This is a genomic window from Mesotoga sp. UBA5825 (assembly GCF_002432955.1).
In the GTDB taxonomy this organism is placed as follows: domain Bacteria; phylum Thermotogota; class Thermotogae; order Petrotogales; family Kosmotogaceae; genus Mesotoga.
This window is the reverse complement of the sequence record NZ_DJHG01000011.1, coordinates 50017-72572: the sequence shown is the minus strand read 5'-3', so window position 1 is coordinate 72572 and position 22556 is coordinate 50017. Positions and strand designations below refer to the sequence as shown.

Genomic DNA, 22556 nt, shown 5'->3' with positions numbered 1-22556 from the left:
GCGAAGAGGTGAGTAAGATGAAACTTTCTGCGATTGCAATTATGCTGTTTTGTCTACTGGCCGGAGCATTGTGCTTTGCTTCGGACGGCGCCTACGATGATCTTACTCTCTTCATCCAGCAGGTTGTGGATTCTGGTGACATAGATACGCTTTTGAAGGTGCATTTTCATCTGGTAGATACCGAGTCTCCCGATAATGGGTATACTGATCTCGAAATGAAGGTAAGGCTTATCATAGCGGGTGGCGAAGATCTCTATATAGAGTTTTTCGAGCCGGAAGAGTTGAGCCAGATAGCTCTTGTATATCTTTCAAGGGAAGAAGTGACTTTTAGTGTCGTCAGGGAAGAGGCTTGGAAGCAATACAGATCAAGTTATCAGACTAATCTGATGAGCAGCCTTCTCGACCAGTTCTTCGAAGGTCTTCTCCAGTCTTCCAACTTCACCTGGAGTGTTATAACGGAAGAAGAAAGACGAGTTTACATGATCGATCCGTCCGAACAGAGATTAAGGTTGCTCGGACTTCTCAGCGGAGGGGGCTATCTCCCTAATCTCATGCATATTCACGTCTCCTTTTTGAGGAGAGAGGGTTACTTCCCGAAGATTGAGTATGTGAAGATAACCGATAGAGTCGGTGACGAGTATCTTCTCTTGGAGGTTGACGAATTCAAGACCGCGGTGGACAGATCTATCTTCACCGATCTTAGAGGCAAGTATTACGAGACTTTTCAGAAGTAATCGCTCTTGATCCGTGTCAGTATTCTCGGTATGTCGATATCGAGATCTCTGTCGTAGGGTCTTGTCGTCACGGTAAAGTCCCTGAGTCTTACGTGAAGGCTCTTTGTAACTCTTATTTCGCCCCTGATAAGCAGATAGCAGCCTCTGTAGATTTCCGCGAATGCCCTTTTCGATTCTCTTTCATCGAAATGAATGTCAAGGATTTCTTCGGTTTCTCCCCCACTCCTGTATACGCATATCCTCACCTTGAAGAATCCGCCCCGCACAGTCGATTCCGGGTCCGTAGTGGCTTGTCCGTATATTGTTATCTCGTTGAATGAAAGGGACAGATCAATTCACCTCAGCTAGCCGCCAGGAGTTTCAATGGGCGGAATATGTTATCATCTTCTTGTTGAAAAACGGAGGTAGCCATGAGTAAAAAACCACGAGTAGCATTGATAGCTCACGACAAGAAGAAGATCGACCTAATAATGTTTGTCAGGGAACACCTGGATGTATTCAAGAAGTGTAACATTTTTGCAACGAGTACGACGGGCAACATCCTCAGGGAGAAAGTCAAATTGGAGCTCACTTCATTCAAGTCCGGCCCGCTGGGTGGTGACCTCCAGATAGGCGCTCTCATCGCCAATGACGAGATAGACTTCGTCATCTTTTTAAGAGACCCGCTTACCGCACAACCCCATGAGCCGGATGTGAGCGCCCTTCTAAGAGTGTGTGATGTTCATAACAAACCGTTAGCAACTAACCTCGCGACGGCAGAAGCCCTGGTAATGGAGATCAGAAGGTTTCTCAAGCTTTCTGATATCGGGGAGGAATAGTATATTTCCCGGAAATATCGAGTATTCTCCGAATTTCCTCTCTATTTCCAGCACGGTTTCGAGCAGTTCTCTTTCCTTTTCAAATAGGGATAACTGTCTTTGATTTTTCTTTTCACTAAGGGCCCAACAGGATATTCCGATAGCTCTGACGGCCGTTCCGTTCCAGATTGAACTAATAAGCCACGGGGTGATCTCCGTCATGTCTTTGATCGAGGATATCGTGAAGTTCAGCCTCTTTGAAAGAGCCTTTGAACTCCTGTCAGCATATCTTAGGAACAGGCTGACCCCTGAGCTTTCCATCTTGTATCTTCCAAGTCTGTAGATTACCCTTGCCGACAGAAAGTTTGTTACTCTCACGATAAGATCGAAATCATTAATATCACCCGATAGCGTCATAGAATGACCCACGGACTTCGGTCTCTCTTCTTTGAAAAACTCCTTCCTTGAAAACCGGTTTTTAGTAAGGCTTTGCAGAAATCCCATGAAGGCATTTCCAAACATCGTGTACAGATCCATGGGAGACTTTTCCAACCCTTCCAAAAGCTCACCTGTCATTTTGTATCCCATGGATTCGAGCTTTATCAACGTGTGCTTTCCGATTCCCGGAACGTCCTTTACGGGTATCTCATTCAGGAACTCTCTTTCCATGCCGTCTTTGACCACTACGAATCCGTTTGGCTTGGAGTAATCACTGGCGATTTTAGATATGATCGGATTTACCGAGATTCCAACCGAGGCGGTTATTCCGAATCTCTCCTTCAAATCTCTCTTAAAGGAAATGAATCTGTTAATCGACTCCTCCAGTTTAGTGTGAAAGCTGAGATCTATGTAAGCCTCGTCTACGCTCGCAACCATAACTCTGGGTGATACAGAGGTCATCATTTTCATTATCTCTTTCGATATATAACCGTACTTCTTTGACTGCACTCCTACGGCTATAAGATCGGGACAGAGCTTCAGGGCTTCGAAAAAGGCCATACCCGATCTCACACCCTGTCTCTTTGCCTCGTAACTCGCCGAAGTCACAACGGAATGCCGCTTTCCAATCCCTGTTACGGCGATCGGTTTACCTTTAAGAGTCGGATTTGCCGCCTGCTCAATGCTTGCGAAAAACGCGTCCATATCTATGTGCGATACGTAAGGAATTCCTTTCAAAGCAATCACCCTCCAAGAAGATAGCTGTACCATTTCTTCGCATCTTCGTCAAATTCAAGATTGTAAGCTCCAAGTGTGGTCATTACTGAGAAATGATAGATTTTCTGAGTCCCCACGGCCTCCACCCAGAAGGAGGTAACGGCATTTACAATTATTTTTATACCATCGTAACTGAACCTTACTGGTACAAAATAATCTCCGTGAAAGTATACAAGCACCTTCGTGAGCTTCTTATAGGCTTTCATAAATATCACCACTTAGATATTAGGTATAAATTATTATAACAGATGAATTTCTAGAAAGGCAAGTGTTTATTCGATTATTTTTCCTGAAGTTCTATCGGGGCTTTACAGCAGGAAGATAGACCTTTTTTCTCTCTGCGGTTGAAGGAGAGGGCAACTGTCTTCTTACAAACGGAACACACCCATCTGTGTACTGGAAGACCCTCGTACTCGGCTACGATATCGAAATCCAGCTCTTCAGCCAGTTTCTTGAATTCCGGTGAACCGTGTGAGAAATCCCTATCGTTTGTCATCAGGTAGAAGTGCGACAACTCGTGCAACAGGGTCTTTTTGAGAAGCTCTTCATTTTCCGAGATAGAAGAAGAAATCTCAATCCTTAGTGGAGTAAGCGTTCCCCGATTCCTCGAGTAAACTAGCCTCCCGAGAATTCTCTTCAATCTGGAGTTGAAGGAAAAGGGAATGTCTGGAAAGACCCCGAAAGCCTTCAAAGAGAGTTCTCTAGCCTTGGTTGCCAGATTCCTATTTGCTGAATCCACTCTGTCTCCTTTCAATCCCGTCGATTGTGGAGAAAATCAAGAGCTAAGCTGCGGAAGACGATGTTAAATAAAGACATAGGAGCGATGATCACCGCCCCTATGCAAGAACTATCATTATTTCGCCTGCGTCTATGTTATCTCCCTTTCTGACCCTCACTTCTTTGACAGTACCAGAGTTCTCTGAAAGTATGCTGTTCTCCATTTTCATTGCTTCGAGAATTACTACTTTCTGCCCTGGAGAGACAGAATCTCCTGTCGAAACGAGTACCTCGATGATCGTTCCCGACATCGGCGACAGTATATTGATTTCATCTCCCGATCCACTGGATTCTTTGACTGGCCCGACCGGTTTCGGAGCTTCCTCGACTCTCGCTTCCTGCCTGGGCCGAGTTGCAGATTCGACCTTTTGGCGTGTGTCGGGTTCCTGAATTGCTCCGCCCGAACCAGAATCGTTTACAGAAGAAAGCTCTTCAATCTCGACGTTATATTCTTTGCCGTTAACTTTCACTATGAATCTTCTCAATTCCTGCTCCTCCTCACTTTCCAGTAGACGGTTGGTTCACGGCGTTTCCAAAGCGAAGCTGCCGCAACGGGAACGGAGGCAACGCTTCTGACTTTGAAGTTGCTATGACCCATGAATGAAGTTACTGCTGCAGTTATTGCGGCGATGACTTCTCCTTCATCGCCGTCTTGTTTCTCCGGCCCTCCGGATATATTTGTAGGGACTGGTTTTGGAACGAGGGCCTTCACTACGCTGGTCTGTTCCTTCGATAGCAGACGACCAAGAATGTTGAAAATCACATAAAGCATTGCCAGCGCCAGGAATACGATTCCTATGCCTATTATGGTAATCTGAACATATTGCTCCATCAAACACACCTCATAGCGGTATATTACCGTGTTTCTTTGACGGTCTTCCTTCGACTTTTGTATCCAGCGTTTCCAAAGCTTTTATTATCTCGATTCTGGTGACGGCCGGATCAATTACTGATTCGATATAGCCTCTCCCGGCTGCCACAAAGGGATTTGCAAATTTCTCCTTGTACTCGGCAATCTTCTCCTGTCGAGTCTTTTCCGGCTGTTCTGAAGCGTTGATTTCTCTCTTGAAGATGATATTCGCTGCGCCCTCTGGCCCCATGACCGCAATTTCAGCTCCAGGCCAGGCGTAGACGATGTCGGCCCCAAGATGCTGACTTCCCATGGCTATGTAAGCTCCGCCATAGGCCTTCCTCAGGATCAATGTGATCTTGGGAACGGACGCCTCGCTGTAGGAGTAGAGTAGTTTCGCCCCGTGACGGATTATCCCGCCATGCTCCTGAGAGACTCCGGGGAGAAATCCCGGCGTGTCCACGAAGGTTATTATCGGAATGTTGAAGGCATCCAGGAATCTTATGAATCTGGCAGCTTTGTCGGAGGCGTTTATGTCTAAAGAGCCTGCAAAGACAGACGGTTGATTCGCCACTACTCCCACAGACCTGCCACCGATTCTCGCAAATCCAATTACCATGTTCTTAGCGTACTGCTCGTGCACTTCAAGGAACCGGCCTTCGTCTACAGCGAGTGAGATCACCCTTTTCACGTCATATGACTGCTTTGGGTTTTCGGGGACGATATCCCGGAGTTCTTCAATAGGGTTGCCAGGAATCGACTCAGTTTTTGACGGCTCTTCGGCGTTGTTCTGAGGAAGATAATCCAGCAACGTCTTGACTAGCAGCATCGCTTTCTCATCGTCTGAGGCCAGGAAGTGAGCGTTTCCGCTCTTGGTGTTGTGCACCAGAGCTCCTCCCAATTCCTCCATCGAAGTATCCTCGCCGGTTACTGCCTTGATCACCTGAGGACCTGTGATAAACATCTGGGAGCTCTTGTCCGTCATTACTATGAAGTCTGTTATCGCAGGTGAGTACACTGCTCCTCCTGCGCACGGTCCACAGACGACGGTTATCTGCGGAATGACCCCCGAAGAAAGAGTGTTTCTGTGGAAGATCCCTCCGTAACCGAATAGTGAATCAACACCTTCCTGAATTCTCGCTCCACCGGAGTCATTTATCCCAACGATTGGGATGCCGAGTTTCATGGCCATATCCTGAACCTTCATGATCTTCTTTGCATGCATCTCCCCCAGAGAGCCGCCCTGCACGGTGAAGTCTTGAGAGAAGATTGCGATCTTTCTCCCGTTTACCGTTCCGATTCCAGTAACAACTCCATCTGCTGGGAACTCCTTATCTGCGAGTCCGAAACTCGTTGCCCTGTGCCTTACAAATCGGTCGAATTCCTCGAAGCTACCTTCATCGCAGAGAATATCTATTCTCTCTCTTGCACTGAGCTTGCCCGCCTTATGCTGTTTTTCGATCTTTTCTTGACCGCCGCCAAGGATAATCTTATCGTTCTTCTCGAAAAACTCTTCAAGTCTACCGGCCATATCTATCACCCCCTCAGTGATGTCCCTCAACGAGTTCCATCAGAACTCCTCCTGTGCTCTTTGGGTGGAGGAAGACTATCTTTGTTCCACCGGCTCCCGACTCAGGCTCTCTTGAGAGAGGTTTGAGTTCCAGTGAAACAGCCTCTTCAATTGCGGCTTTAACATCGTCAACACGGAAGGCGATGTGGTGAATGCCTTCTCCTCTGCTTTCCAGGAACTTGGATATCTGACTATTCTCAGATAGCGGTTCCAGAAGTTCGATCCTTGTGTCGCCAACCTTTATGAAGGCAACCTTCAGCCCTCGCTCAGGAAGCTCTTCGATACCAGCGACTTCGAGTTTCAGAAGATCTCTGTAAACGGAAAGCCTCTCTTCGACCGATTTAACGACTATGCCAATGTGGTCTATCCTTTCGGATTTCAATCTGATTACCTCCCAATATTCTCAAGAAGATACCTTATTAGTTCTTCAAGTTTATCATTTTCGGCGTAGTGTTCCTTTATTATCTGGTACGCGCTGTTCAAGTTATTGTAAAGGTTACGCTTGTTTCGCCTTGCTGACAGTCTTCCGGAGTTCGCGAAGTCGGCCAGCACCTCCTCTATCTTTTTGAAGAGTTCCTTCAGGCCACTGCCCTTAATCGAGTCGGTTTTCAGAACTGGCAATCGCTTTCCAGAAAGTTCGAGAATAGCTTTTGTTCTGGAGGCAAGTTGTTCGGCTCCCTGGAGGTCGCTCTTGTTAATGACAAATATGTCGCCAATTTCCATAATACCGGCTTTCATGGTCTGAACGTCGTCCCCTAGGCCAGGAGCAAGAACCAGAAGGACTATGTCGGCAAGGTTTGCTATATCGGTTTCCGATTGGCCTGCTCCGACTGTTTCAACGTAGATCCGATCGTACCCGCTCCTGCCCAGAAATTCGACTGTGTTGTAAATAGAAGGACTAAGCCCACCGACATTTCCTCGACTGGCCATTGATCTCACAAAGATCCTTGGATCCTCGGTAGCCCGTCTCATTCTGATTCTGTCACCAAGAAAGGCACCACCGGTGAATGGGCTAGACGGATCGATGGCGATAACGGCAGTGGCCTTTTCCTCGGCACTAATGCACACAAGATGGTCGGTGAGAGAAGACTTGCCGGCCCCCGGACTTCCAGTTATGCCTATCACGCAGTAGTCGCGTTCGGGCAGCTCCCCAATCATCTCCCTCGCTGAATGTGTATTGTTTTCAATTAAGCTCAAAGATTTTGAGACACTTAGCTGGTCAATCTTAGCCGGTTCCATCGATTTCATTTCTTAACCGTTTCCTCTATCTTCTCGATTATCGATTTCAGAGAGGTCCCTGGCCCAAACACTTCAAGAATTCCCGCCCTTCTAAGCTCTTCGGCATCTTCCGATGGTATTATGCCTCCAACAAAGAGAGGTTTGTCCCCGATTCCGGCTCCTTTCATAAGCTCCAGCACCTTTCTGCAAATTCTCATATGGGCCCCGGAAAGTATAGACAGTCCAATTACGTCGACGTCTTCCTGCAAGGCAGCTTTTACTACGGATTCGGGAGACTGTCTAAGGCCTGTGTAGATGACTTCCATTCCCGCATCCCTGAGTGCCATGGCGACTACTTTTGCTCCCCTGTCATGTCCGTCAAGCCCCGGCTTTGCAACGAGTACCTTTATCTTGTTCATCATGTTCACCTCTCTCTAAAGAATCACGGCTTCGGTGTATTCACCGAAGATTTCTCTAAGAGCGTTTGCGATTTCTCCCAGAGTTGCATATGCTCTTACCGCATCGATTATTATGGGCATGAGGTTATCGCTTCCCTGAGCTGCTTTCTTGAGTTTCTCAAGATGGTTCCGGACTTCGCCGCCATCCCGCTTCTTTCTCAGCTCCTCGAGTTTCTTTCTTTGCAGGTCTTCTATAGCCGGGTCAAGTCTCAAGATGTCTCTCTCTTGTTCCTCATCGGCGGCAAATTCATTAAGACCTACAACAATGTGATCCTTGTTTTCGATCGCAACCTGATATCTGTAGGCGCTGTCGAGGATTTCCTTCTGCACAAAGCCCGCTCTGACGGCCTCGACCATTCCCCCCAGATCGTCGATCTTCTGAATGTAGTCAAGAGCCTTCTCTTCCATTGTGTTTGTAAGCTCTTCAATGAAGTAAGCTCCACCCAATGGATCGACTGTGTCCGTAACACCTGTTTCAGCGGCGATTATTTGCTGTGTTCTCAAGGCGATAGTGACTGAATCCTCCGTTGGAAGGCCAAGAGCTTCATCAAAAGAGTTCGTGTGAAGCGACTGTGTTCCTCCAAGTACAGCAGCCAGAGCTTGAAATGCGACCCTTACTATGTTATTCATTGGTTGCTGCGCCGTAAGCGTCGAACCACCGGTCTGAGTATGGAATCTCAGCATCATTGCCTTTTCATCAGTCACGCCGAACCTCTCTTTCATTATCTTAGCCCACAGTCTTCTTGCGGCTCTGAACTTGGCTATCTCTTCGAGGAAACCGTTGTGGGAGTTGAAGAAGAACGAGAGTCTCTTCCCAAAAACGTTGGGGTCAAGGCCGGCCTCTGTTGCTGCCTGAACGTATGCTATTCCGTCAGCAAGAGTGAAAGCGATCTCCTGAACGGAATTTGCTCCGGCCTCTCTTATGTGGTACCCGCTGATGCTTATTGTGTTGAAATCTGGGAGGTTCTTGGAGCAGTACTCAAAGATATCTGTAATAAGTCTCATAGATGAATCGGGCGGAAAAATATAAGTTCCTCTTGCTATGTACTCCTTCAGAATGTCGTTCTGGATCGTGCCGGTAAGCTTCGAGGCTTCGACACCCTGTTTTTCGCCCACGGCTATGTACATCGCAAGGAGAATCGCAGCGGTGGAGTTTATTGTCATGGATGTGCTGACCTTTTCGAGGGGGATTCCATCAAACAGCGTCTCCATATCCTCCAGGGAATCTATCGCAACTCCAACCCTTCCGACCTCTCCTTCGGACATCGGATCATCCGAGTCGTAGCCGATTTGGGTGGGGAGGTCGAAGGCAACGGAAAGCCCTGTCTGTCCCTGAGATAGGAGGTATCTGTACCTTCTGTTGGATTCTTCGGCAGTCCCAAACCCTGCATACTGTCTCATCGTCCATAGACGGCCCCGATACATCGTCGGCTGAACTCCCCGGGTGAAAGGATATTGACCAGGAAAACCAACCTTCTCTTCGTATTCTTCCTTCTCAGGTGGTGTGTACAGAATCTCAACCTTCTGATCGAAGGAAGTCCTGAACTCCTTCTTCCTTTCGGGGAATTTCTTGAGAAGAGGCATCACTTTCTTCTTCTGCCACTCGTCTTTGAGTTTCTGAAGTCTCTCGCAATTGCTCACAAAATCTCCTCCATTCATGAAGTCCGTATATGTTGACTTGAAGATAGATCAATTATCGTTTGCAGTCAAACGCTACCATTTACGATTATAACCGTCCTGAACGTCTTTGTGAGTCAAACTTCCTATACTCACGGCCTTAGGCTATAATTGGTGAGGAGGTGGCTTCATGAATTTAGATAGATTGACGGACGTTGTTTTTGTTCCCGGCATGACCGGACGAGAAGAGATGATTCGAGCCAAGATAATCGAGATGATTCCCGAAGGTGTGGAGACTTCGATCGACGATCTCGGGAACGTAATTGTTGAGGTCGGCAGCGGGGATACGATTATCGCTTTTGCCGCCCACATGGATGAGATAGGCCTGCTTGTGACCGGCGTTAATGACGATGGGACTCTCAACTTCAAGAAGATCGGTGGGATAGCAGACGAACTTCTCGTCGGCAGACACCTGGACGTGATAACATCTTCAGGTGAGTCGATAGATGGTGTAATCGGGATGACGCCTCCACACCTTCGGGAGAAGCCAGACCTTTCCTGGCAGAGTCTCGTGATAGATGTGGGAACCTCATCAAAAGAGGAAACCGAGAATCTAGGAATAGAAGTACTCGACTATGCCGTTTTCAGAAAACAGATCTCTATTCTCAACGACAAGTACGTATCCGTAAGGTCTTTGGACGATAGATCCGGTTGTCTTGCTCTCCTCGATCTGTTAGATATGCTTTCTGAGGTTAACCTAAATAGAAGGATAGTGCTTGCCTGGACTGTTCAGGAAGAGATTGGGTTGATTGGATCTAGAGCCCTTTCAGAACGCTTGAGGCCCAACCTATTCTTTCCCGTTGATTCCTTTGCCTGCTGTTCAAGACTTACGGGTAATGTAAGACCGGGGAACGGGGCCGTACTCAGGATGTCTGACACCTCCTCTCTGGGAGATTACGGTCTCGGAAAGCGTTTGATGGAATTTGCGAAGGAGAAGGAGATACCTCTCCAGGTCGGGGTAACCGGAGGCGGCACCGATGGGATTCCCTTCCAGCAGAAGGGAATCAAAATGGTTCCCCTGGCGCTTGCCGTTAGGTACTTACATTCAGAGACGGAGTACATTTCGATCGAGGATTACGACAATCTACTGAGATTGATGTTTCTTCTTTCCACAGAGCTCACAGTCTGATGATCGGTTCTGAGTCTATCAGGAAGTGGCTCGTTTCCTCAGGAGTCCTCCACAGAGTCGGAAAACCAAGCCGGTATATCGGCAAGGAGCTCAATCGCGTAGTGAAGAATCCCGAAGGCAGGCTGAGAATCCTTCTTGCTTTTCCAGATACATACGAAGTTGGAATGTCTCACTTGGGGCTTAAGATATTATATAAGGAGCTCAACGAAATCGAGGGTTTTCTTGCGGAGAGAACTTACCTTCCATGGAAAGACATGATCGACCAGATGAGGAGCGCAGGAGTTCCTCTGTACTCTCTAGAGACTTATACCCCGGCTTCAGATTTCGATATACTCGGTCTGACTCTTCAATATGAACTCGGTTACACCAACGTCCTCGCTCTTCTAGATCTTGCAGGTATTCCCGTTCTTCAGAAAGAGAGAACGATCGAGCCGATAGTACTTGGAGGCGGACCGTGTTCGACAAACCCCGAGCCAATGGCAGACTACTTCGATGCCTTTGTTATTGGAGACGGAGAGGCCGTAACTCCTGTTGTCTGCAAGGCAGTGAAGGAGAATATCGACTTGCTTATATCGGCGAGAAGGGGAGAGCTCCTCAGAATTCTGTCTGAGATTGAGGGGGTCTATGTTCCCTCGCTGGGGAAGAAAGAGGTAGTCAAGGCCGTGATTTCCGACCTATCCAGCTATGAGATTGACGGCAAGCCCATCGTCCCTTATATGAAAACTGTACACGACAGGGCTGTTATGGAGGTAATGCGAGGCTGTAATCGGGGCTGTAGATTCTGCCAGGCAGGTATGATCTATAGACCTGTCAGAGAGCGAGCTGTAGAGGAACTCAAAAAATCTGTGGAGAGAGTCCTGGGAGCTACAGGTTATGAAGAAGTTTCTTTTCTCTCGTTGTCCACTATGGATTACTCCTCGATCGATGTTCTGACAGAAGAGGTTCTTCCTTTGCTCGAACCCGAGAGAGTTGCACTTTCCTTGCCCAGCACCAGGATAGACTCCTTTGGAGTTGAGATAGCTTCAAAGATTGCTTCGATAAGGAAGACGGGTTTGACTTTCGCCCCCGAAGCCGGTTCTCAAAGACTGAGAAACGTGATTAACAAGAACGTTTCGGAAGACGATCTTATGTCTGCAGTGAAAGCGGCAAAAGACAGCGGCTGGCAGAGAGTGAAGCTGTATTTCATGATAGGGCTTCCCACAGAAACAGATGAAGATTTACAGGAGATTGTTAGGCTCGCGAGACGTGTTAAAGCGGTCGGTTTCAGAGAGGTCTCAGTTTCTGCGGCTATCTTTATTCCAAAGCCACATACTCCGTTCCAGTTCTCTAAACAGATAAACGGAGAGGAAGCAGAGAGAAAACTTCGTATTCTCAGAAGGGTTTCCGGAAGAGGAATCCAGTTCAGCAGCCATGATCCTTCCAGCAGTACGGTCGAGGGAGTTCTCAGCAGAGGAGACAGAAAGGTCGGTGAAGCAGTATTTAGGGCTTACAGATCGGGAGCAATCTTCGATGAATGGAATGAAGAGTTCGATGCCTCATTGTGGCAGCAGGCCTTTGCAGATGCTGGAATAGATGTTGAAAGTTATATGAAAGGATTCACCCTTGAAGAGGATCTTCCCTGGGAACACATTTCAGTTGGTATTTCGAAACAGTTTCTCATTGATGAATTCGAGAAAGCACTGAGAGGAGAAACTACAGACGATTGCAGATGGGCACATTGTACCGGTTGTGCCGTTTGCCAAACCCTAAACGTTGCTAATGTGCTTCACAGAGTTTGAGAGCGCTCATTTTTGATGCCTCTGTGATGTCGCCCGCTCCAAGGAAGAGTACTACTGCGTCTCTCTTCTTTTCTAGCCATTCGAGTATCTCGGTGTAGTTTACCGCATGGACCGCCGGAACTCCGTAGCTGCTGAGACCCTTCAGAACTTCGGTCTCATCTATCGCATACTCCCCCTTCTCATAAGCTTCGTAGAGCTTGTAAACACAGACTTCACTAGCCTCCTTGAGTGACATTGCGAAACGACCGTTTTCTCTGACCAGTCTGGAGTATCTATGAGGTTGGAAGACGACGACAACGTTCTTCCCGGGGAAGAATTCTCGAGCACCTCTAATTGTGCTGCTTATTTCATCTGGAGTATGTGCGTAGTCGTCAAAGAAAAAAAGGTTCCTGAAATCATCGAGACCTCTGAATGTGAACCTTCTGTCGACAGATCTGTAAGACTCTACAGAGCTTCGGATCGACTCAATTGGGACTCCCATTTCATGAGTTAGGGCAACGGCTGCTGTGGCGTTGTAAGCGTTGTACTCGCCCGGGATCATCAGTTTGAAAATGCCGAGATCAGTATCGCCTTTCCAGCATCTGAAAGTCTGATTCATTATTCCTGTTATCCTATCCGAAAAGCGATAATGCCCTCTGTCTCTCCCGAAAGTGAGACTTCCCTTGAATATCCTTTCGGAGACGGGGTCATCGGCATTTGTCACGAGCAACTTACGGACACCTCTGGAAAAGTATCTGAAGTGGCTTTTGAGATTGTCAAATGAATTATCATAGTGTTCGAGATGGTCGCCCCGAACGTTGGTGATAATCGCATAGTCCGGCTTGAAGGAAGCAAAGAAGCCATCGCTTTCGTCTAGCTCAGTAACTGTAATACCATTTCCTTTTCTGTAGTTCCCATCGTTCAAGAGAGGGTTGATTCCCCCCAAAAAGACGGTGGGGTCCCTTCCCGAGTCGACAAGTATTTTGGATACCATAGCGGTAGTGGTAGTCTTCCCGTCGGTTCCCGTTACGCAGAGAGAGGTGTTTCTTGAAAGAAGGCTTTTAAGCAGCTCCATTCGATATATTGTTGGAATACTCTTCGAAATCGCCTTGACCAGTTCCGGATTGCCCTGTTTTATAGCCGTTGTTCTTACAACGATATCAGGACTTTCAAGGTTTTCATAGGAATGACCAATGAAAACACTCACGCCCTTCGACCGAAGGTAATCTACTCTTTCATTCTCTTCATAGTTCGATCCGTTAACCTGGTTACCCTCAGATGCTAAGTGCATTGCCAGAGCGCTCATGCCAATTCCGCCAATGCCAATAAAGTGATATTTCAAATCGATTCCTCCCGGAGTATATTATCCAACACAATCTCAACTGGTCTTCTTGGAGGTTTGTAACTGATTTCCTTTTGCAACATTTCGTCTATTGCAATGCCCAAAGCTGCGGAGGTCAATTTCTCTTCCAGTATAACATAACCCAGTCCAACTCTTTCCAGAGAGAGCGCGTTATGAAACTGGTGATTTTCAGATGCGCCGGGCCACGGAATAATTATACCCTTTCTTCCGAAATACTGTAGCTCTGCGATAGTGGTTGCCCCACCTCTTGACACGACAAGATCCGCACAGGCTATTACATCTGTAAGGTTCTCTATATAAGCGTAAGGACGTACAAATGGAAATCTTCGTAGTGAGAAAGCCGTCTCATCGTTACCTGTCGAGTGAACAAAGGACAATTCCTTCTTTCTCTCTCTCATTCCACAGTAAAGCTCCTCAAATACCTTGTTTATGGTCTCTGATCCAAGACTTCCACCTAATACGACAATGAGTGGACTTTTCTCTGAAAGACTGAATTTCTTGAAGACTTCGCTTCTCGAGGCTCTTGCTTCCCTTACCGGGTTTCCCGAAGACACGATCTTCTCTTGGGGAATATCAAGAGCCTGCCTGCTTTCCTCAAAAGAGATGAAGAAGAGCCTTGCGTACTTGGCTAGCCTCTTGTTTGCGATTCCGACTACGGAGTTTTGTTCGTGAATAAAAACCGGTATCTCAAGTTGATGAGCGGCCTTCACAACTGGGTAGGATACATAGCCTCCCGTTGAGAAAAGAAATTCAGGAGAGAATTCGCTTAGCTGCCTCTTCACGTAGCGTTCAGTATTGAAGTGGGAGAAAAGTATTCCGGCATTTGCCGGATTGTAGAGTGGCCTTCTCAGGCCTGTCAGCCTAAGAGGTACTCTCTTAGCCCCGGGGAAGTCCTGTTCGACGTTCCTGTCGTCGATCTTTCCTGAGACTGTGAAATACAGCAGATCGAGCTCTCTAGATTTGCTAAGCTCATGCAAAATGGCAACGGCGGGATAGTAGTGGCCGCCAGTGCCTCCCCCGCAGAAAGCTACCCTAAGCTTCTTCATCTTCTCTTTCCCTTTCTTCGTTAGACTCTATTAGTATAGAGAAGACAAGACCGTATCCTATCATCAGAGACATTATCGAGGAACCGCCCGCGCTAACGAATGGAAGCGTGACACCTGTTGGAGGAAAGAGTCCGAGATTGACTGCAATATTGATTGTAGCCTGAATCATCACGTATAGTGCAAACCCAACTATGTAAAGCTTCCCCTCGAGAGCAGTGGAGCCCTTCAAGCCAGCAACTATTAATTCCCTTATGAACCCCACATATGCGAACATCAGCAAGAGAAGACCTAACAGGCCAAGTTCCTCTCCAATGACGGCGAATATGAAGTCGGAGTAGCTAACCGGCAGGTAATACTTGACAAGCCCCATTCCCAACCCTTTTCCGGTGAGGCCCCCGGATGAAATCGCCATCAGCGAATATGAGACCTGCTCATGTTCCTCACCGGTAATCGAACTAAGGAAAGAGGTTATTCTTTGAATCTGATAATCCTCTATAAACCCTCCGCTGTAGAGAACAAGCACCAGTATAACCACAAAGATCAACGCAAGCGCAATATAGCGCAGCTTTATTCCTCCGATTATCATCATAACAAGAGTGATCGCAACCAGTATCCCAGTTGTGGAGAGGTCGGGTTCTATAAACACGAGCATAGCGATTGGCGCAAGGATTCCCAGCGGAATCAAGAACGTCGTCACCAAGTTCCTTTTCTTCAACCCTCCGAAGTATCTAGCTAGAACTATCAGCAAGGAGATCTTCGAAAATTCCGAAATTTGAAGCGAGAAACTTCCGATTTCTATCCACCTGTTTGAGCCGCCCCTATCGGGAAAGAAGAGAACTGCGACAAGCAGTATAAGTGTAAGCGGGTAATAAACCGTGAAGGCCCTCTTAAAATGCCAGGAGCCTTTCATGTAGATGATTATCACCGCGCCGGCCAGACCTATTGCAAAAGCTATCAGCTGCCTCTCAAGGAACTCCGAAGCAGTCACTCCCGGATGTCTTGCCTCCATACTTATTCCGGCACTGTAAATGAACACAAATCCAAAGATAATAAAGACGCTACTATACAGTGCCAGTAACAGATAAGTTCTCTTCATGACTACTCCAATGCACTGACTATCTCTCTGAAATGATTTCCTCTTTCTGCATAGTTCTTGTAAAGATCAAAGCTTGAACCGGCCGGACTCAGTACTACGCTATCGCCTGAGAGTGCTAACCTTCTGCAAATACCAACTGCTTCTGCCATGTTTCCTGCAATGCATAACGGTATTCCTCTCATTTGAAGTTTAGCAGATAATATCTTCATTGAGGTTCCCAGCATTACTACGTGCTTAAGTTGACCAAGCTGTTCGATCAACTCGATGTACGTCTCATCCTTCTCCTGACCCCCGAGAATCAGAATTGTTTTCGACAGTTCGAAATTCCTGAGAGCGGCACTGACTGCGTGGGCGTTGGTCGCCTTCGAATCGTCGTAGTACTTCACTCCTTCAAACTCTCTTACCAGCTGAAGTCTATGGGAGAGAAATGAATAGCTTCTCAGCTCTTCAAAAACATCTTCTGCAGACAGCCCAATGAGTCGTGAGATCATGAGAACTACAAGAGAATTTTCATAGTTGTGCAGTCCGGTGAACGGAAGGGATGAAGTCTCAAACGGCACTCCGGCTACCACTAAATGTTCCCTGTCGAAGCAGTTGTCTGCTTCGCAGGAAGTAGAGAAAGGCATGAGCTTGCAGTCGGCAAGATTCTCCTTTTGACTGTCGACTACTGCCTTCGGCAGTAGAGTGAAACCTTCAGTCATTCTTGCAATTCTCAACTTCGACTTGAAGTAATCGTCAATGCTCCTGTGATAGTCTAGATGGTCCTCTCCTAGGTTTATTATAGCGGACAGGTGGAACCGTATTTTTTCCTCCGCAAACCATCTTAGCTGAAAGGAGCTCACCTCCAGAATATAGTAATCAAAGTCGTCTTTCACTCCTGCAAGAGGGTTTCCGAGGTTCCCGCCCTGAAAGACCTTCTTATTCTTTCCGGAGATAATGTGATTCAGCATCGTTACGGTTGTCGACTTTCCATTTGTTCCGGTTACGCCAATGACCGTCCCTCTTGGTTTTGACCACAGTCGGTCAAGGGAGATTTCGAGTTCTGTAGTGAAGAGCTTTCCAGAGTCAATTATCCTTTTGCCGACATCGGAAAAGGGCGATATACCGGGTGAAACCACGAAAGTATCGCAGCTGAACAGTCTCTCCGTATGTCCGCCTTCTTCATACTCCACAAGATTCTCTTTCAGTATTCTCTTTCCTTCATCCCCAATATTACCGTTGTCGGAGACGAACAAAGAGAGAGGATCTTTATCTTCTAATAACCTTCTCAGAAGCGCCTGATTTGAGACGCCAAATCCCACAAGACCGATTCTTCCTTCAAGCAAACTATTCACCTACCATGAGAGCAGACCGAAGACTGCACCAATAAAAGCGATCAATGAAAACCTGAAAGCGATTTTGCTTTCCTTCCAATTGAGCAGTTCGAAGTGATGATGTATTGGAGACATTCTGAACACTCTCTTCCCGAAGACTTTGAATGAAAACACCTGAATAATCACGCTAAACATCTCTACGAGGAACATCATACCGAAGAAGAGAAGGAAGCCTTCCCGTCCGTCCAATGCGAACATCACGGCTATCATTGCTCCGAGAGAAATCGACCCTGTGTCGCCCATAAAAACCGTGGCGGGAAACCAGTTGTGCCACAGAAATCCTGCCAGTGCACCGCAAATCGGTGCGATTATCCCATTCTGCCAAACTGGAAGAAGCATCATAGGAGCGAGCGAGAATATGTACATAGAACCTGCCAGCCCGTCTACCCCGTCAGCAAGGTTAACTGCATTGCTCATTCCAGCAATTACCACGGTCGATATTGGATAGTAGGCGAGGCCAAAATCTATCTCTCCTAAAAGTGGAACCGCCATGTGAGTATGGGGATTGATAAGCTGAATGAGCAAGACTATGGCTGATGCAAAAGCCAATTGGAGCAACAACTTCTTCTTGCCACTCAAACCGGATGCGTTCTTCTTAACGATCTTAGAGACATCGTCCACGAGACCTATCAGGCCAAATAAAACGCCGGCAAGAACAACCAGCAAAACCTCTATCCTAAAGGCAAATATGACGGAAATTGCAAGAGCAATAGGAAGAAAGACAATTCCGGCGGCGGTTGGTGTTCCCGTTTTATAATTATGGAGGTCCGGTCCTTCTTCTCGAATGTACTGACCTATTTTCTTCTTCCTTTGATATCTCTTGAAAGGCTCAATGACAATAGCTGCCAGCAGAAATGCCAGGAGAAAGGAAAGGGCTTCCCTATACATTTCTCATCATCTCGACAAACGCTTTGTGCACTCTTTCCAGGGCTACTGCCCTTGAAGCCTTGAGAAAAACCAGGTCCCCTTTTCTTACGTTCTCGAATAGCCATTCGGCTAACTGTTCAACACTGTCAGTAATTAGCGAGGGTTCTACATACTTCGATGCAGCCTCAATCGCTTTGTCGTGATTGAAAAGAATCGTCATATCGAACTTCCCCAGCAATCTGCCAAGCTTTTCGTGAGTATTAGCTTCTTCTTCGCCCTGCTCCAGTATAGAGCCGGCTACAGCGATTTTTCGGGAGTGACTGAGCTTCTCTATAGAGACAATTGCCGACTCCCAAGATTCGAGGCTGCTGTTGTAGAAATCGCTGATCAGAGTTATTCCATGAAGGTGTTCGACGCTGAAACGATCTCTGAATGGAGACTTGTAATCGCTCAGGAAGATTGAAGGTTCTTCGAGGCCTTCAAAGTTAGCCACTAGGTAAGCGGCCCCCAGATCCATCAACTGTCCAAGACTCCAGATACCTTTAAGTCGGACGAATCTATCGCCTTCGCAGTCGAAATGAAGCAAAGTCTCGCCACTGTCGTAAGAGAAGTCTACTATGGAAAAGTCTGCGTCATGCCTTCCAAAGAGACGAGTTTCAACAGGCATATCGGCGGCGAATTTCCTCAATCTTTCGTCGGTTCCGCCCAAAACAGCTCTAGAGAGCTTTCCTGATTCGAAGATTGACAACTTCTCTTCAAGCAGTTCATCGATTCCTCCAAAGTTTCCAACGTGTGCCGTGCCGACATTTAGAAGAACGCAAAGATTCGGTTCAACAAGATCCACAAGTTTTCTTATGTCTCCTTTGGCATTGGTACCTAGTTCAAAAACCCCATATTTAGCCGATAGCAGCTCCCTCCTGTTTTCAAGTAAGGAGAGAGGCAAGCCTATCTCTGTGTTGAGATTGCCGGCCGTTTTGAAGGTCTTTCCAAGCTGTGAAAGAAGAAAGGCTGTGATTTCCTTCGTCGTGGTCTTTCCGTTGGAGCCGGTTATCGCTATTCTGCTCTTGAGGTGCGAGCGCGACATGACTTCCTTAGCCGCTTCCATAAGAAGCTCAACCGTATCATGAACCGTAATCACTCTAGGATCCGCGCACGGTCTGTTCGAAAAAACGCGAGTCGCGCCAGCAGATAATGCGTCTTCAACGAAATCATTTCCATCGGCTATATCTCCCTTTATCGCGACGAAGACGTCTCCGGCAGACACCTTTCTGGAATCGAGAGCAATTCGACTATCTTCCGAGTAACTCAAGAGTTCTTCAATTACCGATGTTGGAATCACTTCTTGATGTGCCTCCGAAACTTACTTTCTAGAATATCTTTTACGACCTGTTTGTCGTTGAAGGGGATCTTCCTGTCACGCAGAATCTGGAAGTCTTCGTGACCACGTCCTGCTATCAAGACCATATCCTGGCGGTTTGCTAGGGTGAGAGCAACTGATATAGCTTCCCGTCTATCGGGAATGACGAGATAAGGTTTGAACTTGTCTACCCCGCTCTCGAGATCGCTAAGAATCTCGGTGGGATCATCGAGTTTCGGATCGTCAGAAGTGAGTATAACCACATCGCTGAACTTCGAAGATACTTCTGCCATCAGCGGTCGCTTCCCCTTATCGGCCGACCCGCCAGCACCAAATACCAGGATTACTCTTCCGGGAGTCAGTCTTCTCGCTGTCTTAAGAAGCTTCTCGAGAGCATCTGGCGTATGGGCAAAGTCTATTACCACATCGAAGCCATATTTGGTAGCCTCCTCAACAAACTCGAATCGCCCCGGTACCCCTCCAAAGGAAGAAATGGCTTTAGCGATGTGGTCGAGGTCGTAATTCAGTGAGTTTAGAGTTGCTACTGCTGCTGCAATATTGTAAGCATTATGTTCGCCGATCAATCTCGAATATATTCTATGGGAAGAACCGTATGGAGTCTGTATGGTGAAGTCCATCCCCGTCCTCGATATATCGAGATTCTCGATTCTGTAATCTGATTCATCGCCAAATCCGTAGGTTGTTATTCTGTTTCTAGCTATATGGATATCTGCAATGTTTATCTTGTCTCCATTTACAATGGCGATTCCATTTGTCTTCAACAACGAGAACAGTCTCATCTTTGATCTATAGTAATCATCGAAAGTTGGGTGGAAATCTAGATGATCTCTCGTAACATTGCTGATTATCCCGACATCGAAACGCATACCTTCGACCCTGTTCATCGAAAGAGAGTGTGATGAGACCTCCATAATGAAGTATTCGCTCTTCTTCTCCGCCGACAGTTGGAGAAGCTTAGCGAGTTCTACAGGTCCCGGAGTGGTGTTCTTTGGATTTGAGTAAACGCTCTCGCCAACCACATTTCTAACGGTGCCGATTAAAGATGCCTTTCTCTCAAAGGAAGAGAGAACGTGATAGATGAGAGTTGTAATTGTTGTTTTCCCGTTTGTGCCAGTTACACCGATAGTAGTGAGTTTTCTGTAAGGATGGCTGTACTCCTCCATGGTAAGTAGTGCTTCAACAAGACGAGAACTCTTCACGTAAACAATCGGAACGACGACTTCCTCGTCTTCAATCGGCAGCTCCGCTATCAGAGCGACTGCGCCCCTTCTCTGAAGCTCCCTCACTACCAGGTGTGAATCAAAGCTCGAACCCTTAATGCATACAAAGAGGTTTCTCTCTCTAAGAACACGTGAGTCACTCTCGATATGATCAAATTCCGGATCTGTATTGCCGGGATTCACAACCTGAAGAACACTGTTACCGAGGAGTTCTATGACCTGAGATAACCTCATTGATCACACCCCTTTCGCTCTTATAGATTGTATCATCGGTCTCTGAAGTTGACAACAGAGGCGGCATATGGTAACATTTATTAGCAGTCTATGGGAGGGAGTGCTAGGTGTCAAAAAAACGTACAGGTGGTCCAGAATTGAATCCAAGGCAGATAAGAGTGCTTTATTGTATTTCGAGAGAATACATAGCTTCTGGAAGACCTGTGAGTTCAAAGCAGGTTCTGGAGCACTCTAACCTTAAGTATAGTTCTGCGACGGTAAGAAACGACATGCGAAAGCTGGAGTTTTTAGGTTACATCTATCAGCCTCATACTTCAGCAGGCAGGATTTTGACCGACAAGGGCTTAAGGTTCTATCTCGATTCAGTGAAAACGATCACCGAGGATCTTCAAGAAAGCAATGTAGCAATTGCAATAAGACAGACCAGCACTGTAGGTGATGTTGAGCATCTTCTTCAGGGAATGACCAGAATTCTGGCACGTGCTGTATCGGGTTTTGTGGTCATTGAGAAGCCGAAGTTTGACAGACTGCTGGTGAACAGCGTTTCGATCTCGAAGATAACCGAGGGTTATCTTAATGTATCCATTGTAACCGATCTTGGAGTCAGTTTAAATACGACAGTCTTCCTTGGAGCTAGTGAATTCGATATAGACAGCTTCCAGAAGTACGTGAACATGGCAGTCGTAGGAAAGACAATCGGGGAAATAAGAAAGGGAATAAGAGACGTTGAACTGAGGTACGATCAGTGGCATGATAGGAGATTGCAAGACATAATAAATTTCCTTCAGAGTATCTTTGATAAGGAGAACGAAGAGAAGTACTACAAATATGGCCTGGAGTTCATAATTTCAAACGATCTTCTGGACTCTGCCGATATTTCCGGACTCGTAAGATCGGTTGAGAATCCGAGAAATCTTGAGATATTGCTTAACTCCTTTGGCGATGTTTATGATCAAAGGGTTTTCATAGGTGAGGAAGTGGGCAGAGAGGAGCTCAGAAACTTTGCAGTATTTGTATCTCCCTATTCCAGAAACGATGAGAAGATTGGTAGTGTATTCGTTATCTCGCCTAAGCTGACTTACTATGAGAAGGTAAATGCCTATCTCGACTTCTCAATTAACAGATTGTCAGAGGTTTTTTCGAATAGATAGGAGGAGTGAACTATGTTGGAGGACAAGAACACCAAGAATCTCGAGGATCTAGAGAAAAAGGGTGGCTCGATACAAGAAGAGAATGAACCAAATGTGTCGGAAGAAGTAAAAGAGGAAGAAACTAAGTTGGAAGACGTACAAAAACAAGAAAAGGAGCTTGAAATAGATGAAGTGGAGAGTCTTAAGAATGAAATAAGGGTTCTCAAAGATGAAAACTCCAGGCTGAGATCGGAATTCATCAACTATAGAAATGCTCTTATTCGTGAGTCGGAGGAGGTTACAAAAAGATACAAAGAGAGGATGATCCTTAGAATCATAGAAATCTATGATAATCTTGGTCGCGCTCTGCGAAACGCAGAAGGGACCAGGAAAGGGTTCATTTCTGGTGTCAGGCTTATTCATAAATCCATTGAAAAGCTCATGTTCGACGAAGGGCTATCCCCGATAATCCCCGAGGTGGGCAGGCCCTTTGATCCTTTCGCTCATGAAGTTGAAGAGACGATTACTTCAAACGATGTTCCCGATATGGCGATTCATGATGTCGTCGAACATGGATACTATCTTAACGGCAAGGTTCTCAAACCTGCAAGAGTCGTTGTTGCCATAAACAACTCTTCCGAGTCTGAATAAGAGCATTCGGTGGTGA

The 22556-nt window shown here is 46.7% G+C and carries 24 protein-coding genes; 6 read left to right on the top strand and 18 right to left on the bottom strand.

Translation table 11 applies throughout. The annotated features are described in order from the left end of the window. Positions 1-17: 17 nt before the first annotated feature. Complete coding sequence (locus tag B3N33_RS00790; RefSeq protein WP_214078577.1) at positions 18-734, top strand: hypothetical protein; 717 nt, start codon at positions 18-20, stop codon at positions 732-734. Here the strand turns inward: B3N33_RS00790 and B3N33_RS00785 are convergent. After that, positions 725-979 (bottom strand): hypothetical protein, encoded by a 255-nt coding sequence (locus B3N33_RS00785; RefSeq protein WP_292591819.1) that lies wholly within the window; start codon positions 977-979, stop codon positions 725-727. The genes B3N33_RS00790 and B3N33_RS00785 overlap by 10 nt on opposite strands. A gap of 165 nt (positions 980-1144) precedes the next feature. Here B3N33_RS00785 and B3N33_RS00780 point away from each other — a divergent pair, with 165 nt between their 5' ends. Then, entirely contained in the window at positions 1145-1552 is a 408-nt protein-coding gene (locus tag B3N33_RS00780; protein ID WP_214060174.1) for a methylglyoxal synthase, read from the top strand. On the opposite strand, the gene B3N33_RS00775 is transcribed toward B3N33_RS00780, so the two are convergent. The 10 genes from B3N33_RS00775 to B3N33_RS00730 form a co-directional block, all read right to left on the bottom strand. Then, complete coding sequence (locus B3N33_RS00775) at positions 1469-2716, bottom strand: DNA polymerase Y family protein (protein WP_292591828.1); 1248 nt, start codon at positions 2714-2716, stop codon at positions 1469-1471. The two genes, B3N33_RS00780 and B3N33_RS00775, sit on opposite strands and share 84 nt — an antisense overlap. Then, the gene (locus B3N33_RS00770) at positions 2713-2952 is read right to left on the bottom strand and encodes a hypothetical protein (RefSeq protein ID WP_292591817.1); all 240 of its coding nucleotides are present in this window, start codon (positions 2950-2952) and stop codon (positions 2713-2715) included. Before B3N33_RS00770 ends, B3N33_RS00775 begins: the two co-directional genes overlap by 4 nt. 74 nt (positions 2953-3026) lie before the next feature. Continuing rightward, a complete protein-coding gene (locus tag B3N33_RS00765) occupies positions 3027-3485 on the bottom strand; it encodes a SprT-like domain-containing protein (RefSeq protein WP_099829196.1) in 459 nt (152 codons plus the stop codon). 97 nt (positions 3486-3582) lie between these two features. Then, positions 3583-4008, bottom strand: coding sequence for a biotin/lipoyl-containing protein (locus tag B3N33_RS00760; RefSeq protein ID WP_214060172.1), 426 nt, complete (start codon positions 4006-4008; stop codon positions 3583-3585). After that, complete coding sequence (locus tag B3N33_RS00755) at positions 4005-4355, bottom strand: OadG family protein (RefSeq protein WP_214060171.1); 351 nt, start codon at positions 4353-4355, stop codon at positions 4005-4007. The genes B3N33_RS00760 and B3N33_RS00755 overlap by 4 nt, the downstream gene beginning before the upstream one ends. A 10-nt stretch (positions 4356-4365) precedes the next feature. Next, entirely contained in the window at positions 4366-5904 is a 1539-nt protein-coding gene (locus B3N33_RS00750) for an acyl-CoA carboxylase subunit beta (RefSeq protein ID WP_214060170.1), read from the bottom strand. Positions 5905-5917: 13 nt separating this feature from the next. Next, positions 5918-6325, bottom strand: coding sequence for a methylmalonyl-CoA epimerase (mce, locus tag B3N33_RS00745; RefSeq protein WP_214078579.1), 408 nt, complete (start codon positions 6323-6325; stop codon positions 5918-5920). 5 nt (positions 6326-6330) lie between these two features. After that, entirely contained in the window at positions 6331-7191 is an 861-nt protein-coding gene (gene meaB, locus B3N33_RS00740) for a methylmalonyl Co-A mutase-associated GTPase MeaB (RefSeq protein ID WP_214059810.1), read from the bottom strand. After that, positions 7188-7583: a cobalamin B12-binding domain-containing protein gene (locus B3N33_RS00735; RefSeq protein WP_099829190.1), complete on the bottom strand. Its 396-nt coding sequence runs from the start codon at positions 7581-7583 to the stop codon at positions 7188-7190. The genes meaB and B3N33_RS00735 overlap by 4 nt, the downstream gene beginning before the upstream one ends. Before the next feature lie 12 nt (positions 7584-7595). Continuing rightward, positions 7596-9278, bottom strand: a complete 1683-nt coding sequence (locus B3N33_RS00730; RefSeq protein ID WP_414674167.1) for an acyl-CoA mutase large subunit family protein — start codon at positions 9276-9278, stop codon at positions 7596-7598. A gap of 148 nt (positions 9279-9426) precedes the next feature. Between B3N33_RS00730 and B3N33_RS00725 the strand changes: the two genes are divergently transcribed. Both B3N33_RS00725 and B3N33_RS00720 read left to right on the top strand, forming a co-directional pair. Beyond that, positions 9427-10425 (top strand): M42 family metallopeptidase, encoded by a 999-nt coding sequence (locus B3N33_RS00725; RefSeq protein ID WP_214059808.1) that lies wholly within the window; start codon positions 9427-9429, stop codon positions 10423-10425. After that, a complete protein-coding gene (locus B3N33_RS00720; RefSeq protein WP_214078580.1) occupies positions 10425-12203 on the top strand; it encodes a radical SAM protein in 1779 nt (592 codons plus the stop codon). The genes B3N33_RS00725 and B3N33_RS00720 overlap by 1 nt, the downstream gene beginning before the upstream one ends. Here the strand turns inward: B3N33_RS00720 and murC are convergent. The 7 genes from murC to B3N33_RS00685 are packed head-to-tail and all read right to left on the bottom strand — an operon-like array spanning position 12181 to position 20759. Continuing rightward, complete coding sequence (murC, locus tag B3N33_RS00715; RefSeq protein ID WP_214078581.1) at positions 12181-13524, bottom strand: UDP-N-acetylmuramate--L-alanine ligase; 1344 nt, start codon at positions 13522-13524, stop codon at positions 12181-12183. The two genes, B3N33_RS00720 and murC, sit on opposite strands and share 23 nt — an antisense overlap. Further along, positions 13521-14591, bottom strand: a complete 1071-nt coding sequence (locus B3N33_RS00710; protein ID WP_214078582.1) for a UDP-N-acetylglucosamine--N-acetylmuramyl-(pentapeptide) pyrophosphoryl-undecaprenol N-acetylglucosamine transferase — start codon at positions 14589-14591, stop codon at positions 13521-13523. The genes murC and B3N33_RS00710 overlap by 4 nt, the downstream gene beginning before the upstream one ends. After that, complete coding sequence (locus B3N33_RS00705; protein ID WP_292591814.1) at positions 14578-15687, bottom strand: FtsW/RodA/SpoVE family cell cycle protein; 1110 nt, start codon at positions 15685-15687, stop codon at positions 14578-14580. Before B3N33_RS00705 ends, B3N33_RS00710 begins: the two co-directional genes overlap by 14 nt. Before the next feature lie 2 nt (positions 15688-15689). Beyond that, positions 15690-17021: a UDP-N-acetylmuramoyl-L-alanine--D-glutamate ligase gene (gene murD / locus B3N33_RS00700; protein WP_292588787.1), complete on the bottom strand. Its 1332-nt coding sequence runs from the start codon at positions 17019-17021 to the stop codon at positions 15690-15692. Beyond that, positions 17022-17948, bottom strand: a complete 927-nt coding sequence (locus tag B3N33_RS00695; RefSeq protein WP_214078585.1) for a phospho-N-acetylmuramoyl-pentapeptide-transferase — start codon at positions 17946-17948, stop codon at positions 17022-17024. Then, positions 17941-19266, bottom strand: coding sequence for a UDP-N-acetylmuramoyl-tripeptide--D-alanyl-D-alanine ligase (locus B3N33_RS00690; protein WP_214078586.1), 1326 nt, complete (start codon positions 19264-19266; stop codon positions 17941-17943). Before B3N33_RS00690 ends, B3N33_RS00695 begins: the two co-directional genes overlap by 8 nt. After that, positions 19263-20759, bottom strand: a complete 1497-nt coding sequence (locus tag B3N33_RS00685; protein WP_214078587.1) for a UDP-N-acetylmuramoyl-L-alanyl-D-glutamate--2,6-diaminopimelate ligase — start codon at positions 20757-20759, stop codon at positions 19263-19265. The genes B3N33_RS00690 and B3N33_RS00685 overlap by 4 nt, the downstream gene beginning before the upstream one ends. A gap of 107 nt (positions 20760-20866) precedes the next feature. Between B3N33_RS00685 and hrcA the strand changes: the two genes are divergently transcribed. After that, positions 20867-21910: a heat-inducible transcriptional repressor HrcA gene (gene hrcA / locus B3N33_RS00680; protein WP_214060917.1), complete on the top strand. Its 1044-nt coding sequence runs from the start codon at positions 20867-20869 to the stop codon at positions 21908-21910. A 12-nt stretch (positions 21911-21922) separates the two neighbouring features. Next, the gene (locus B3N33_RS00675) at positions 21923-22540 is read left to right on the top strand and encodes a nucleotide exchange factor GrpE (protein ID WP_214060918.1); all 618 of its coding nucleotides are present in this window, start codon (positions 21923-21925) and stop codon (positions 22538-22540) included. The last annotated feature ends 16 nt before the right edge of the window (positions 22541-22556 follow it).